Raw genomic sequence first — 15734 nt, forward strand, 5'->3', positions numbered from 1 at the left:
AATTTGTAATTTTAAAATTTAAGATTTTTACAAATTAGCCGATGTAAATCAGGTGTAAATTAAGCTTTGTAAAGTTAATATATATTTAACATTAGTGTTAAATCTTTCAAGGAGAAAAAATGAATCGACGAGATTTCATCAAAAGTGCTGCAGCTAGTGCTGCTTGTGCTAGTGCCGGTATCGCTGTGCCAAGCTCGCTAAGTGCGGCAAATGAAGCTGAAAAAGGCTGGCGTTGGGATAAGGCTGCCTGTAGATTTTGTGGAACCGGATGTGGCATCATGGTTGCTACAAAAGAGGGCAAGATAGTAGCCGTAAAAGGCGATCCAGAAGCACCAGTAAACCGCGGTCTAAACTGTATCAAAGGCTACTTTAATGCTAAGATCATGTACGGCGAAGATAGGATCACTCATCCACTTTTACGTGTAAATGAAAAGGGCGAATTTGACAAAAAAGGTAAATTTAAGCAAGTAAGCTGGAAGCAAGCATTTGACGTGATGGAAGCTCAGTTTAGAAAGACTTATGACGAGCTTGGACCTCACGGCGTTGGCGTGCTTGGCTCTGGTCAATACACAATCCCAGAGGGCTACACAGCAGTTAAGCTTATGAAAGGCGGCTTTAGAAGCAACAGCATCGATCCAAACGCAAGACACTGTATGGCAAGTGCAGTTCTTGGTTTTATGCAAGTTTTTGGTATCGATGAGCCATCAGGCTGCTTTGATGACATCGAGCTAACAGATACTGTCATAGCTTGGGGAGCAAATATGGCTGAGATGCACCCGATCCTTTGGGCGCGCGTGAGCGATAGAAAGCTTAGTGATCCTGATAGAGTAAAGGTCGTAAATTTAAGCACCTACTCAACTAGAACATCAAATTTAGCCGATATCGAAATCATTTTTGCTCCGTCATCTGACCTTGCTATCTGGAACTACATCGCTCGTGAGATAGTCTATAACCACCCTGAGATGATCGATGAAGAGTTTGTTAAAAAACACTGCGTCTTCACGGCTGGTCCAGTTGATATCGGATATGGTCTTCGTCCAGATATCCACCACAAAAAATATGCTCCAAGCGAGCTAGACACAGCTGCTACTGAGAAGTCAAAAGTGCTAAGCGAGGCTGAGGGCGTTACACTTTCTTATCTTGGTTTAAAGGCTGGCGATACGCTAGAAAATAAAAATGCTGCAAAAGCTGGCGATCACTGGCAAATAACATTTGAAGAGTTCAAAAAAGCTCTTGCGCCTTACACACTTGACTTTACAGCTAAAGTAGCAAAAGGTGATCCAAACGAAGATATCAATGAATTTAAGAAAAAACTAAAAGCTCTTGCTGATCTTTACATCGAGAAAAACCGCAAAGTCGTTAGCTTCTGGACTATGGGCTTTAACCAACACCAACGCGGCACATGGGTAAATGAGCAAGCTTATATGGTGCATTTCTTGCTCGGCAAGCAAGCACTTCCAGGCTCAGGCGCCTTTTCTCTAACTGGCCAACCAAGTGCGTGTGGAACTGCAAGAGAGGTTGGAACATTCGTTCACCGCTTGCCAGCTGATATGGTTGTCGGCAATCCAAAACATAGAGAGATCACTGAAAAACTTTGGAAACTACCTGCTGGCACGCTAAATGCCGTACCAGGCTCACATTACGTAAAAATGATGCGTGATCTTGAAGATGGCAAGGTTAAATTTATCTGGGTTCAAGTAAATAACCCATGGCAAAACACTGCAAACGCAAACCACTGGATCAAAGCAGCTCGCGAGATGGACAACTTCATCGTTGTAAGTGACCCTTATCCAGGAATTTCTGCAAAAGTAGCTGACCTTATTTTGCCAACTGCGATGATCTACGAAAAATGGGGCGCATACGGTAATGCTGAGAGAAGGACACAGCACTGGAGACAGCAAGTACTCCCTGTTGGCGAAGCGATGCCTGATATCTGGCAAATGCTTGAGTTTAGTAAGCGCTTTAAGCTAAAAGATGTTTGGGGCGAGAAAAAGCTAAATGACAAAGTGACACTTCCAAGCGTGCTTGAAGCTGCGAAAGCTATGGGATATAGCGAAGAAGATACGCTATTTGACGTACTTTTTGCAAATGAAGATGCTAAGAAATTTAGCGCAAACGATCCGATCATGGAAAACTATGACAATACAGAAGTCTTTGGCGATAGCAGAAAGGTGATCGGCTCTGATGGTAAAGAATTTAAAGGATATGGATTTTTCATCCACAAATATCTTTGGGAAGAGTATAGAAAATTTGGCGTTGGCCACGGCCACGACCTAGCTGACTTTGACACTTACCACAGAGTAAGAGGTCTTAGATGGCCAGTAGTTGATGGCAAAGAGACTCAGTGGAGATTTAACACTAAATTTGACCCATACGCTAAAAAAGCTGCTCCAAATGATAAATTTGCATTCTATGGCAACAAAAACGCAGCTCTTCCAACAGGCGATCTAAAAGGCGTAAAAAATCAAGAGAAAACTCCTCTTGCAAACAAAGCAAAAATTTTCTTCCGCCCTTACATGGATCCATGCGAGATGCCAAGCAAAGATTATCCATTCTGGCTATGTACTGGCCGTGTTCTAGAGCACTGGCATACAGGTACGATGACTATGCGTGTTCCTGAGCTTTATAGAGCCGTTCCAGAGGCACTTTGCTACATGCATGAAGATGACGCTAAAAAACTTGGCGTGCTTCAAAATGAGATCGTTTGGGTCGAGTCACGCCGCGGCAAGGTAAAAGCTAGAGTAGATCTAAAAGGTAGAAATAAGCCGCCAGTAGGTCTTGTTTATGTGCCTTTCTTTGACGAAAACGTATTTATAAATAAAGTCTGCCTTGACGCTACTTGCCCGATCTCAAAAGAGACAGACTATAAAAAGTGCGCGGTTAAAATTTACAAGGCATAAAAGTGGCTGATATGGAATTTTCAAGTAGGCGTGAAGCTTTGAAATTTGGAGCTAAGGCAGCGATCTTAGCTCTTGGTGGAGGCTTTATATGGTCACTTAGTGCCAAAGCCTCACCGCTTGTACTTCTTAGACCGCCTGGTGCGAAAGCGGAGAAGCAGTTTTTGAAAAGCTGTATTAGATGCGGGCTTTGTGTAGAGGCCTGTCCATTTGATACGCTAAAACTCGCTACTCTTGAAGATGGTATAAGTGTCGGTACGCCTTATTTTGAGCCTAGAAAAATTCCTTGTCATATGTGCGAGCATATCCCTTGCGTGCCAGCCTGTCCGACTGGGGCACTAGACGCAAATTTAGTTAGCACAGCTGGCAAACTAGATATAAACAAAGCCAAAATGGGCGTTGCAGTGGTCGATATGAAAAACTGCGTGGCATACTGGGGCATACAGTGCGACGCTTGTTACAGAGCCTGTCCGCTTTTAGACAAAGCCCTATATCTCGAGTATCGCCGCAACGAAAGGACACAAAAGCACGCATTTTTGCTCCCAGTAGTTGATAGCGATATCTGCACAGGTTGTGGCGTGTGCGAGCGAGCCTGTATCACCGAAAAAGCAGCCATTACCGTGCTAAACCGCGAAGTTGTACTTGGCAAAGTTGGCGATAACTACGTCAAAGGCTGGATAAAAGAAGATGAAAGGCGCGTGGACGATGCCGACAGCAAGATAAAGCTCGACATCAAAAAGGCGACTGACTATCTAAATGGCGGTGAGCTATGAAATTTTTAATCTTAAGACGAATAACTCAAATTTCTATCCTAGTGTTATTTATCATAGGAAATGTTTATGGGTTTAAGATACTTAGCGGAAATTTAAGCTCATCTTCGCTTTTTGGACAAATTCCACTAAGCGATCCATTTGCGGTGCTTCAAATTTTACTAGCAAGCTTTAGCGTAGGCATAAATGCAGTAATCGGCGCGATCATCGTCTTCGCATTTTACGCTCTCATTGCGCCAAGGGCTTTTTGCTCGTGGGTTTGCCCAGTAAATTTACTAACAGACATTGCTTACAAGCTAAGAGAGAAATTTGGCTTTAAGGGCGAGAAAATTTTAAACGTAAGTAAAAATTTACGCTACTACTTGCTAGCGCTCACTCTTATCTTAAGCCTAGCTTTGTCAGTGCCAGCGTTTGAGAGCATTAGCTTTGTTGGTATTATCCAGCGTGGCATTATCTATGGCTCAGTTAGTGCCATTGGCATCGCCATTGGCATAGTGGCCTTTGATATGTTCGTGCTAAAGCGCGGAATTTGCTCACACGTATGCCCGCTTGGTGCATTTTACGCGGTGATATCAAAATTTGCACTCATTAGAGTAAAACACGACGCAGATGCCTGCACAAAGTGCATGAAATGCAAACTCATCTGCCCAGAGGTGCAAGTGCTAGATATGATCGGCAAAGAGAGCCGAGCGGTTAGCTCAAGCGAGTGCATAAGCTGCGGTAGATGTATCGACGTTTGCGGCGACGGGGCGTTAAATTTTAGTATTAGAAATTTAAGGAGAGAAAAATGAAAATGAAAATAATGGCGCTTGGAGCACTATGCGCTGCCTTTTTAGCGGCATGTGCATTGAATAATCCAAGCATTAGCGATTCGCAAATCGGCCTTAGAAATGTTGATTTGTTAGATGATAAAGACGTTGTTTTAAAAGACATCAACTACACAAAAGAGCCAGCAGGTATGGCAAAGAGATTTGATAGATCTTTTGAAAATGCACCTCCATTTATCCCACACGACACTGAGGGTTTGGTGCCTATTACAAAAGATTCAAATATGTGCGTAACCTGCCACATGCCTGAGTTTGCAAAAGATAGCGGAGCAACTGCGATCCCAGCTTCTCACCTTTATGACATCAGAAATAAAAAAGATCTTGCAGGCAAGCTTGATGATGAGAGATATAACTGCACAACTTGCCACGTCGAGCAACAAAATGGCGTAACCCAGCTTGTTGGTAACAAATTTAAGCCTGACTTTAGAGATAAAAACGGCTCACATAAGTCAAATTTACTAGACGTTTTAAATGACGGCGTTAAGTAATGCAAAGCAGGCGAGAGCTAATTAGTAAAATTTTGGGGGCAAAACCTGCTCCCAAATTTATAGATCCACCCTTTTTTAGTGGAGAATTTGACTGTGCTGGCTGTGAGGCTACCTGCGTAAGTGCCTGTGAAAAAGAGCTTCTTAGCTTTGAAAATGAAAGAGTTGTTTTTAAAGTTAAAAAGCTAGGCTGCGACTTTTGCGAAGAGTGCGCGAAAGCTTGTCAAAGTAGCGCTCACGTGACACTAAGCTTAAGCTCACCAAAGAGCATAAACGCAAAGGTTAGCATCAACGTCGCTAGCTGCCTAGCGTGGAATGACACGATTTGCTACAACTGCCTTGATGCTTGTAAATTTAAAGCAGTTGAGTTTCTTGGTGTTTTTCGCCCTATAATCAATCAAAATTGCGTAAGCTGCGGCGAGTGCTTTGATGTTTGTTTTAAAAATTCGCTTGAGATGGAGGCTTTATGAGAGTTTTATTTTTTCTTTTTTGCTTGTTAAATTTTGTCTTTGCAAATGAGATCACAACGCCTGTTAAAGAGATAGAAGCTAGTGCAAATGTGCTTGGCACCACGCTGATAAATGGCAAACTTTTTATCGCAACTGATGGTGGCACGGTTGAAATTTACGATCCAAAAGAGTCTAAATTTGATGAGATCATCAAAATGGATGATATAAAAACCTACGTTAGCGACCATGAAAGGCCAAAAATTTTAAATGTCGATGAGCTAAATGGCAAGATACTCATCCTAAGCGAGGGCGACTACGCTACAAAGGTGCTTTATATAAGAGAAAATGGACAGATGAGAAGCATAAAAATGGCTAATCAAGCGATAAAAAAGGCTCTATTTTTAGATGATGAGCACGTCGCACTTGCCTCAATCAGCAATGAAATTTACTTTTTAAACCTAAAAAGTGGCGAAATTTATGATAGTTTTAAAATATCAATCGCAATGCTCTCAGACATGGAAATAAGCGAGGACAGAGGCACGCTAGCGATCGCTTGTGAGAGTGGCAAGGTCTATTTTTACAACGTTCGCACTAAAAAGATGGATAGAATTTTAGATATCCACACTGATAATATCTACGACATTGCCTATAAAAATGGCGTCATGATAAGTGGAGGCACCGACAGGATCGTTGGCATCTTCTCTGCTGGGACGCTAAAAAAGATAAACACTGGCTTTTTGGTTTATGGCGTGGGGCTTAGTAGTGACGGTAAGATCGCAGCGTATATGAGCGATGAGATGAGCGATGTAAATTTAGTTGATAGTGCTAGCCTGGAAAATATCGCGATGCTAAAAACCGGTCAAAGCACGATAAATAGCATAGTTTTTATAAGCGACAACGAGGTTGTGACCTCTGCTTATGAGAAGAAAATTTTATTTTGGAGAGTTAGATGAATATTTCAAGCCTGATAGTCTATACGGATAATAAAAACGAGAGCGTAAAAAGTGAGATAGGAAAGCTAAAAGAGTGCGAGATCATCACTGACGCAGAAGATAGGATCGTGGTGGTCGTTAGCTCAGAGAGCATAGAAGATGAGATCAGAGTTTTTAAGATGATAGAGGCCGTTAGCGGTGTGGTGAGTGTTGCGATGGTTTATAGCTACCAAGAAGACGCTCATGAAAATAGAGAGAGGCTTGAAGCAAACGGCAAGATAAGTGAAATCTTAACAAGCGATGACGTAAAAGCCGAAGACATTGCATATGGCGGCAGTGTGCATTATAAGGTGAGGTGAAATTTAACTCTCTTTTGAATAAAAAAGAATTTTACAAATTTAATCAAGCTACCTTTACAAATTTTAAAATTCCATTCACCCCTAAGAATTGACTATTAAAATTTGATTTCACTTATCGCTTAGCTCAAATTTAAGAGCCGAAATTACTCGTTCATGAAATTTTAAAATTTGTAAAAAATAGTTTTTTAGAAATTTAAAGTTTTTATCAAAAGGGAGACAAGGGGACTTAAATTACGAAGCCGTCCCCTTATCCTCCTTTTTAAATCCCCTAAACCCCTCGCACGTTAGAAGGGCATGCAAAGGTGCTGGCGCACCGCATGCGATTAGAAACTCGATCAAATTTTAAAATTTGTCAGACGCTAAATAGCGCAGCATGACAGCATAATCGCGCGCTTTGCTCTTACTACATACCGAAAAATATCTAAATTTTAAAGCTCCCATTAAGCTTTTATCAAGCGCCTTATTAGCCAAAATTTTGTAAAATCTGCTCATTAAAAAGGATAAAAAATGAGTGAAAATTCTGGCTTTACACACCTACATTTACACACCGAATACTCCCTACTAGACGGAGCAAACAAGATAGAAGAGCTAGCTCATACGCTCCATGACAGAGGCGACACGGCAGCAGCGATCACGGATCACGGCAACATGTTTGGCGCGATTGATTTTTACAAAAAGATGAAAAAAAATGGGATAAAACCGCTAATTGGCATCGAGGCTTACGTGCATAACGGCGAGCAGCTTGATGATAAGAGCACCAAACAGCGCTTTCACCTCATCCTAATCGCCAAAAATGAGACTGGCTACAAAAATCTGATGTATCTAAGCTCCATGAGCTACATCGAGGGCTTTTACTACTATCCTCGTATCAATAAAAAGATCCTAAAAGAGCACAGCGAGGGGATAGTTTGTAGCTCGGCTTGCTTACAGGGCGAGGTGAGCTGGCATCTAAATTTAAGCGAGCGCAACGTTAAATTTGGCGCCAAAGGCTATGAGCGGGCAAAAGAGGTCGCGTTTGAGTATAAAGAAATTTTTGGCGATGACTTTTACCTTGAGATCATGCGCCACGGCATCGGCGATCAAAGGCGCATAGACGATGACATCTTGCGTATTGCAAAAGAGACTGGCATCAAGGTCATCGCCACAAACGACACCCACTACACTTTTAAAGAAAGAGCCGCTGCGCACGAGGTTTTCATGTGCATCGCTATGAACAAAACATTAGACGATCCAAACCGACTTCGCCACAGCGTCCATGAGTTTTTTGTTAAAAGCAAAGAGCAGATGAACGAGCTATTTTTAGACATCCCTGAAGTGATAGAAAACACCCAAGAGATCGTGGATAAGTGCAATCTTGAGATCAAGCTTGGCAACCCAACTCCGCCAAATTTTAAATTTACGCTTGAGTGCGCCAAAGAGAGAAATTTGACCCTCCCAGAGCCAGAAAACAGATATAGTTTCAAAAATGACGCTGTATTTTTCGAGCACGAGTGCAGAAAAGGCCTTGAAGAGAGGCTGAAATTTGTCCCAGAAAATTTACACGAAGAGTATAGAAAACGCCTTGAGATAGAGATAGGCATCATCAATAAGATGAATTTCCCAGGATATATGATGATCGTTTGGGACTTCATCAACGAGGCCAAGCGCAGAGGCGTGCCAGTTGGCCCAGGACGTGGCTCTGCGGCTGGTAGCTTGGTCGCTTACTCACTAAAGATCACCGACCTTGATCCTATCCCATACAACTTGCTTTTTGAGAGATTTCTAAATCCAGAGCGCGTTAGTATGCCAGATATCGACGTGGATTTTTGCCAGAGCAGACGCGGCGAGATCATTGACTATGTCACGCAAAAATACGGCAAATTTAACGTTGCTGGCGTTATTACATTTGGTAAATTGCTCGCAAAAGGTGTCATCAGAGATGTCGCTAGAGTCTGCGATATGCCTTATGCGGAGGCTGATGCGATGGCAAAGCTTATCCCTGATGAGCTTAACATCACGCTAAAAGACGCCTACGAGAAAGAGCCAAAGATAGCTGAGCTAATAAGTCAAAATCCAAAGGCGGCCAAAATTTGGAAATTTGCCCTTGATCTTGAGGGGCTAAACAGAAACGCCGGCCAGCACGCAGCAGGCGTTGTCATCTCAAACGAAGAGCTTTGGAACAAAACCCCGCTATTTCGCCAGCCAAACAGCCCAGAAGATCGCTTTGTCACTCAGTATAGCCTGAAATACCTTGAAGACGTTGATTTAATAAAATTTGACTTTCTTGGTCTTAAGACGCTAACGGTTATCGATAATGCGATCAAGCTCGTTAAACAGCGCACTGGCAGAGACATCATCTGGGAGCAGGTCGATAAAAACGACTCTGGCGTTTATAAAATGATACAAAGTGGCCAAGCCATCGGCATCTTTCAGATAGAGGGCGAGGGCATGAGAAAGCTAGGAACTAGCCTGCGCCCAGACTGCTTTGAGGATATCGTCGCGATGCTAGCACTCTACCGCCCAGGACCGATGGAGAGTGGTATGCTTGATGACTTCGTCAAGAGAAAACATGGCGAGGCGGAGATAACATACGCATTTAAGGAGCTTGAGCCGATCCTTGCGCCAACATACGGCGTCATCGTCTATCAAGAGCAAGTCATGCAGATCGTGCAAGCCATAGGCGGTTTTAGCTTAGGCGGTGCGGACCTTGTGCGCCGTGCGATGGGTAAAAAGATCAAAGAGGAGATGGACAGGCTAAAGGGCGAGTTTGTAAAAGGTGCTGAGGCAAAGGGGCTAAATGGCCAAAAAGCGGACGATCTTTTCGAGCTGATCGTCAAATTTGCAGGATATGGCTTTAACAAGTCTCACTCCGCAGCCTACGCTTATGTCACGTTTCAGACTGCTTATCTGAAGGCTTACTATCCGGCTGAATTTATGGCGGCACTTCTAACAAGCGAGGAGAGCAACGTCGATAAGATCGTTCGCTACATCGATGAGATAAAACGCATAAACATCGATACTTTGCCACCATCTATCAACAAATCAACCAAAGAATTTAGCGTCGTTAAAAATGGTGATCACGATGGCATTATATTTGGACTTGGAGCGATTAAGGGTGTTGGCGGAGCGGCTATTGAGAATATCATCGCTGAGCGTGACGCAAAGGGCGAGTTTAAGAGCATGGACGACTTTGTCTCAAGGATCGATCCATTTAAGGTCAATAAAAAGGTCTTTGAAAGCCTTATAAAAGCTGGCTGCTTCGATGAATTTGGCTTTAGCCGCAAGATGCTTTTACAAAATGTAGAAAATATCGTAGAAGCTTGCAAAAATGCAGCCCAGATACGTAAAAATGCGGCCGAGAGCCTATTTGGCGAAGATGATAGTATGAATGATGTGAAGATAAATTTCGTCACGATAAATGATGAATTTGACATCAAGCAGATATTGAAATTTGAGCAAGAAAGCGTTGGCATCTACCTCTCAGGTCACCCGCTTGATGACTATAAAGATGAGATAAATAAGATCAAATACACGCTAAGCTCGGAGTTTGAGACCTTGCCGCAAAGTGCTGAAATTTTGGTGGTTGGCAAGATCGAGGACTTTAGTACAAGGATCACAAAAAGTGGCAAAAAAATGGGCACTATAAATGTGCTGGACTTTCACGGCAACATCGAGATCGCCGTCTTTGAAAGGGAGCTTGGCAACATCGAAGATATCGTAAAAGACGAGGCAAAACGCGATCTGCCTTATGCTTTTAGGATAAATATCTCGCGCGACGATCAATTTGTAAGGACAAATTTAAACGAGGTTTATAGCCTAGAAGATGCGCAAAATTTAGACTTTAAGACAAGAAAGCTAAAACAAAACTCTAAATTTAGTAAAAATGAAGAGGCGAGCGCCCCTCAAAAGGTAAGAGAGTATGCTGAACTAGAGGTGCTTTTAAGCCTTAGCGAGCTTAGCAGGCAAAAGCTAGAGCAAATTTACTCGCTAGTTTTTAGCAAAAATGCTCCAAATAATCAAAAACGGCTAATTTTGAAGATAAAAAATGAAGCAACTGGCGAAATTTTCATCTATAAGACTGAGTTTATCATAAGCGACGATGTGGGCGAGGAGATAGAAAAGCTCGCTGCTTCGGCGTAAATTTAAGGACAAGAGATGTTTGATATTTTTAGAAAAAAGAGCCATTTTTTAGACGAGCTTGGCATAGATAAAAGTAACTGGAGTGAGCTTTTTAGCGCATATCTTGGCAGAGCGATGCTGCTTCAAAAACGGCTTTTTAAGCAAGTGGTTGAGGCTAGCAAATGGCAAGCTGACTTTGAAAGTGGCAAAATTTACTTTGACAAGCAGGAGTTTGATATGCAGTTTATCGGCTCTGAGAGCTTTTCATCAAACACTTGGCTTTGGGGATATGAAAATATAAATGGCTTTGACGAGCGCTTGCTTAGCCTTGCAAATAGGGCGCGTGAGTTTGGCGAGAAATTTGGGCTTGAAACGTTTAGCACGGCGCAGTTTGAGCTAGATGAAGAGATAAATGGTCATACAATTAGCTTGGTTGCTTGCGTGGCGCTTGGCGAGGAGCTAAGCTACTATAAGATCGATTACGACGGAGGCGCGGCATACGTTGCATTTAGGGCGGAGACTATCTTTGAAGAGCCAGTTTTAGCAAGCGAAGTAATAAGCGCAGTAAATGAGTGCATAAGTGCCTATGAGCTTGATCACAAGCTTTTTATAAAAGGACTTTTGCTGGGCAGTGAGATAAAATTTAACGAAAATAAAGATGAAATAGTAGCTAAGTTTAAAGATGAACTTAGCTTTAAATTTGATGATCTTAATAGACTAACAGATATCTCCGCGAAGTTGTAATCTTATATTTTGGCTGGGTTATTGGGCGCTTAGCTTAGTAGCCTAGCTCTTTTCTTAGTAAATTTATCTCATCTATCACCATTTGCGGCTTTAGTTCTCTCATGCAAGCATGCGTTTTTAGTGGGCAAACTCGCTTCATACAGGGCATGCACTCTAAGTTTAGATGTACTATTTTTGCAAATTCATTTCCCCATGGCGAGGTCTCGCTAAATTTTGTCGGTCCAAAAAGAGCGATCGTTGGCACATGAAAGGCGGCAGCTATGTGCATAGGGCCGCTATCGTTTGTGACGAAAATGCCATTTTGGCTAAGCCCAGCTATGCGCTCGCAAAGCTCCTTGACACTTGTTTTGCCGGCTAAATTTTGGCAAGCAACGCCGTTTTCTTTTAAAATTTGCTCAATTTTCTCGCAAATTTCTTGCTCACCTTTGCCGCCAAAGATGACTATCTCAAACTCATCTTTGTAATTTAGCGCCACCTGAGCAAAGTACTCTGGATACCATCTTTTGGCACTTCCGTAGCTCGCACCTGGATTTAGAGCTAGCGTTTTTTTGGCTAAAATTTTAGGGGTAAAATGTAGCTTTAACTGAGTGGAAATTTCACTTAAGCCAAGGGCATTTTTTACAAAATTTGCATATTTTAGCACCTGATGAAGGGCGGTTTTGCTCTTTTTAAATATGGCTTTTTTCTTAGTGTTTATAAAAAATATCAAAAATTTACTAGCAAATGAGCTCCTAAAGCTAAGAGCTAGATCAAATTTGCCAAGACTTTTTGCGCTTTTTGCAAGAGATAAAAACCTAAATTTAGCTTTTTTGCTCTCATCAACGACCACTTTTTCGCAGTTTGGATGGCTTTTGTAAAGCTCGCAGGCTACAAATGAGCCAAAAAAAACGATTTGTAAATTTTTCTCATTTTGCACCAAATTTTCTATCGCAGCACTTGCCATCACGCTATCGCCAAGCCAGGTTGGAAGCTCGATAAAAACTCTCATTTTAAGGCGTCTTTTATCACTTCAAGCGTAAGAGTGGCGTTTTTTTCGATGCTAAAATTTAAAGATAGCTTGTAAGCCTTCTCTTGCAGACTTGCTAAAAGCTCGTGGCTTGTGAGAATTTCATCTATAAACTCCAGTGCGCTCTCATCATTTGGGCTTTGAAGTACAAATTTATCTTCTAAAATCTCGCTAGCACCATTTTGAGCCGTCGTAAAGACCACGTTTTTAAAGCTAAGTGCCTCTAGCACGACATTTGAAAATGGTTCATAGTGCGTTGGAAAGATGAAAATATCGCTCGCTTCATAAAATTTGGCCGTGCTTTTTTGCTCGCCGACAAAGTAGGCGTTTAGTCCAAGTTTTTTGGCAAGGCGTTTGTAGCTTGAGATGTTTTTGTCTTTGCCAACGATTAGCGTATTTACAGGCGTTTTTAGCTTTGAGGCAAGGAGCAAAAACTCTTTTAGCCCCTTTCTTTTAAAGCCATTTCCCACAAAAAGCAGGGTTGCAAGCTCAAATTTAAGTCCAAATTCCTCACAAAGTGCGAGCTTTGCCTCGGCTTTTTGCACCCTTTGGGGTAAATTTACGCCGTTATAAATGGTCGTGATCTTTTCAGGCTCTATGCCGTAAGTCGCGATGATCTGCTCTTTTATGAAATTTGAGTTTGTGATGATCTTTTGGGAGTTTTTAAAGCATCTTTTCTCTAAGTATGGATAGACGAAATTTAGGGGGTTTAGCCACCAAAAGCTCTTTGTAGTCCTATAAACCTTATGCACGCCGTCTCCAGCCCTGTAGATATCGGCGCAGCTTACGCGCTCTAGGCTAAAGTAAAACTCATCCTCTCTTTTTTGGCGTTTTACTTGGCGGTTAAAATTTAGAGCTTTTTTCCAAGAAGAGACGCTGGTGTATCCAAGATATGAGCGAATCTCAGTTTGGATACCAAGCTCATTTAGGGCCTTAACAAGCCTTCTTAAGTATCTTTCAGCACCTCCAACTGCGTTTGGATTAGTTCTTAAAAATACTATTTTTTTCATATATAACTCCTAAAGCCAGTGCCCAAAACAAGAGCATCAAAAGTGCGTTTTCATGGTGAAATGTTGTATTTACAAGTGAAATTACGTTTTGAAAAACAAGCATCAAAAGCGCTAGAAAAACTATGCTGTTTTGCCTGAAATTTTTAATAAATTTAATAAAAAGTGATAGTTGAAATACTAAATACGCAAGCAGAGCGATGATGCCTTTTTCGGTTAAAAATGTTAAAAATGTGTTGTGCGCATGAGATACATGTGCTTTTGCACTTTGTGGAAAAAAGTGTGTCAAATCTATACTCTTAAAATTTCCACTACCTATGCCAAAAAAGATATTGTCTTGCCATGTTTTAAATGCACTTTCAAATATGAGAAATCTAAATTCACCACCTTGCACCCCTTTTGACATTTGATCGTATATTCTTTCATCTGCAGTAAAGGCTATGGTTATATATAAATATGTAAAAAATACTACGCAAAATAAAATGGATAGTGTTAGTGAGAGCTTAAAGCTAACCTCTTTTTTATATATCAAATATGAGAAAATTAAAACACTAACCAATGGAATCATATAAGCAGTCGATCTTGAACCAGCGATAGCAAGAGCTAAAATACAAATTATAGATATGGAAATATTTATTGATCTATTTTTATTTTTATTTGATATAAATAATAGTGCTGTTAGAAAAATTAAAAATATGTAAATAGCACTATGATTTACATGTCCAATTGATTTTAATATTAAAAAAGCCTCTGGATCCGGATCACTAAATTTTTCTATGCAAGCTGGTATAAAAGCGACAATAAAACCAGCAAATAGTGCATAAAACATAAATTTAAAATTTATTTTTTCTGTTCCAACAGTTCTAGCTACAAAGAAAAACAACATACATCTTAATGGATCAAGCACTCTTGAAGGCGAAACCCCATTTACAAGGCAGCTTATAAAAGTGGCCAAAACAAAGATAAAGAAGGAGACATTTATAACATCAAATTTAAATTGCCTTTTTTCTTTAACACAAACATAAATTCCAACTAAGACAAAAAGCGTTAAAGAAATTTGTTTTAATCCTTCGGTAACTGGTAGTGTAAATAACATCACAAGTAAAAAAAAGTTGTAGAGTTTTGACGCAATCTCATTTTTCATGCATATCCTTTAAATTTAAGTTTGCATTTTATCATTGATGAACTAAAAATAATATACAATTAAACAAAAAGTTAAAAGGAAGTATTGTGTCTGGCGTGAAAATAAGCTTTGTAGTGCCTGTTTTTAACAAAGAGGAGCATGTTAGAAATTGTTTAAATTCGCTAATATCTCAAGATTTTACTGACATTGAGATAATAGTTATAGACGATGGAAGTAGTGATAATACACCACAAATTTTAAAAGAGTATGAAGATAAAATAATATTAAAAACAAAGATCAATGCAGGCGTAAGTGCTGCCAGAAATGACGGTATATTGCTAGCTAAGGGAAAATACACTATTTGTATTGATGCCGATGATTACGTAGAAAAGGATTATGCTTCAAGCGTATATGATATTGCAGAGAGGTTTGAGGCAGATATAGTAATAACAGATGCATTTAAAATTTATGGTAATAAAAAAGCATATTTAAAAGACTTTGAGACAAAAGATGAACGCACTATAGATAAAGATGAGTATTTAAGGAGATTGCTTGCTTCAAGACATAATAAAGTCTTGCATAATACATGGAATAAAGCTATTAAAACAGAAATTTTAAAAGAAAATTTGTTTCCAGTTGGGATTACACAGGCTGAAGATTTTCATGCCTTAGTAAGAAATGTTATCGCTTCAAAGACTCTTGTGAAGCTAAATAGAGCGTTTTATAACTACAATATCGGAGAAAATAACACTAGTGGCTTTGAAAAGCTAAAAGCCGTAATGGATCATAAATTTGTCTATGAAGATATAATTTCAATTTTAAAAAATAAAAATTTAGCTCTTGAGATGGTGCCTGATCTAGAGTTTAGAAAGATAAAAAGTGTCTATATGCCAGCTATCTCATCAAGACCAAATTTAAAAAATAGCAGCTATGTAAAGGCGCTTGACCTTTTCTATGAGGATATTGATAGTATTATAAGTTCAGCTGGTTTTTCAAAGTTTAGACTAAAACATAGAATTTTGATAAAAATGCTAAAA

13 protein-coding genes are annotated in these 15734 nt (G+C 40.4%); 10 read left to right on the forward strand and 3 right to left on the reverse strand.

Translation table 11 applies throughout. The annotated features are described in order from the left end of the window. The first annotated feature begins 119 nt into the window (after positions 1 to 119). The 9 genes from napA to FZ945_RS05795 all read left to right on the forward strand — a co-directional run bounded on the left by napA (position 120) and on the right by FZ945_RS05795 (position 11561). Positions 120 to 2900 carry a nitrate reductase catalytic subunit NapA gene (gene napA, locus FZ945_RS05750; RefSeq protein WP_021093269.1) on the forward strand — a complete coding sequence of 927 codons (2781 nt, stop codon included), beginning with the start codon at positions 120 to 122 and terminating at the stop codon, positions 2898 to 2900. Positions 2901 to 2911: 11 nt separating this feature from the next. Continuing rightward, positions 2912 to 3670, forward strand: a complete 759-nt coding sequence (gene napG, locus FZ945_RS05755; protein ID WP_410369045.1) for a ferredoxin-type protein NapG — start codon at positions 2912 to 2914, stop codon at positions 3668 to 3670. Continuing rightward, complete coding sequence (napH, locus tag FZ945_RS05760) at positions 3667 to 4458, forward strand: quinol dehydrogenase ferredoxin subunit NapH (RefSeq protein WP_148803173.1); 792 nt, start codon at positions 3667 to 3669, stop codon at positions 4456 to 4458. Before napG ends, napH begins: the two co-directional genes overlap by 4 nt. Continuing rightward, positions 4455 to 4982: a nitrate reductase cytochrome c-type subunit gene (locus tag FZ945_RS05765; RefSeq protein ID WP_103611311.1), complete on the forward strand. Its 528-nt coding sequence runs from the start codon at positions 4455 to 4457 to the stop codon at positions 4980 to 4982. The genes napH and FZ945_RS05765 overlap by 4 nt, the downstream gene beginning before the upstream one ends. Next, the gene (locus FZ945_RS05770; RefSeq protein WP_148803175.1) at positions 4982 to 5449 is read left to right on the forward strand and encodes a 4Fe-4S dicluster domain-containing protein; all 468 of its coding nucleotides are present in this window, start codon (positions 4982 to 4984) and stop codon (positions 5447 to 5449) included. Before FZ945_RS05765 ends, FZ945_RS05770 begins: the two co-directional genes overlap by 1 nt. Continuing rightward, positions 5446 to 6381, forward strand: coding sequence for a WD40 repeat domain-containing protein (locus tag FZ945_RS05775; protein WP_148803177.1), 936 nt, complete (start codon positions 5446 to 5448; stop codon positions 6379 to 6381). The genes FZ945_RS05770 and FZ945_RS05775 overlap by 4 nt, the downstream gene beginning before the upstream one ends. Then, positions 6378 to 6719, forward strand: coding sequence for a chaperone NapD (locus FZ945_RS05780; protein ID WP_148803179.1), 342 nt, complete (start codon positions 6378 to 6380; stop codon positions 6717 to 6719). Before FZ945_RS05775 ends, FZ945_RS05780 begins: the two co-directional genes overlap by 4 nt. Before the next feature lie 507 nt (positions 6720 to 7226). Then, positions 7227 to 10838, forward strand: coding sequence for a DNA polymerase III subunit alpha (gene dnaE / locus FZ945_RS05790; protein WP_148803183.1), 3612 nt, complete (start codon positions 7227 to 7229; stop codon positions 10836 to 10838). Between the two features lie 15 nt (positions 10839 to 10853). Then, positions 10854 to 11561 (forward strand): DUF6882 domain-containing protein, encoded by a 708-nt coding sequence (locus tag FZ945_RS05795; RefSeq protein WP_148803185.1) that lies wholly within the window; start codon positions 10854 to 10856, stop codon positions 11559 to 11561. Positions 11562 to 11595: 34 nt separating this feature from the next. On the opposite strand, the gene waaF is transcribed toward FZ945_RS05795, so the two are convergent. The 3 genes from waaF to FZ945_RS05810 are packed head-to-tail and all read right to left on the reverse strand — an operon-like array spanning position 11596 to position 14718. Beyond that, on the reverse strand, positions 11596 to 12549 hold the full coding sequence (gene waaF / locus FZ945_RS05800) for a lipopolysaccharide heptosyltransferase II (RefSeq protein WP_148803188.1): 954 nt from the start codon (positions 12547 to 12549) through the stop codon (positions 11596 to 11598). Beyond that, positions 12546 to 13577: a glycosyltransferase family 4 protein gene (locus FZ945_RS05805; protein WP_148803190.1), complete on the reverse strand. Its 1032-nt coding sequence runs from the start codon at positions 13575 to 13577 to the stop codon at positions 12546 to 12548. Before FZ945_RS05805 ends, waaF begins: the two co-directional genes overlap by 4 nt. Then, entirely contained in the window at positions 13549 to 14718 is a 1170-nt protein-coding gene (locus tag FZ945_RS05810) for an O-antigen ligase family protein (RefSeq protein ID WP_148803192.1), read from the reverse strand. The genes FZ945_RS05805 and FZ945_RS05810 overlap by 29 nt, the downstream gene beginning before the upstream one ends. 86 nt (positions 14719 to 14804) lie before the next feature. Here FZ945_RS05810 and FZ945_RS05815 point away from each other — a divergent pair. Further along, positions 14805 to 15734: glycosyltransferase family 2 protein (locus FZ945_RS05815; RefSeq protein ID WP_187424172.1), on the forward strand; the 930-nt coding region annotated here is incomplete at its 3' end.

Source organism: Campylobacter concisus (genome assembly GCF_902460535.1).
GTDB lineage: Bacteria > Campylobacterota > Campylobacteria > Campylobacterales > Campylobacteraceae > Campylobacter_A > Campylobacter_A concisus_AS.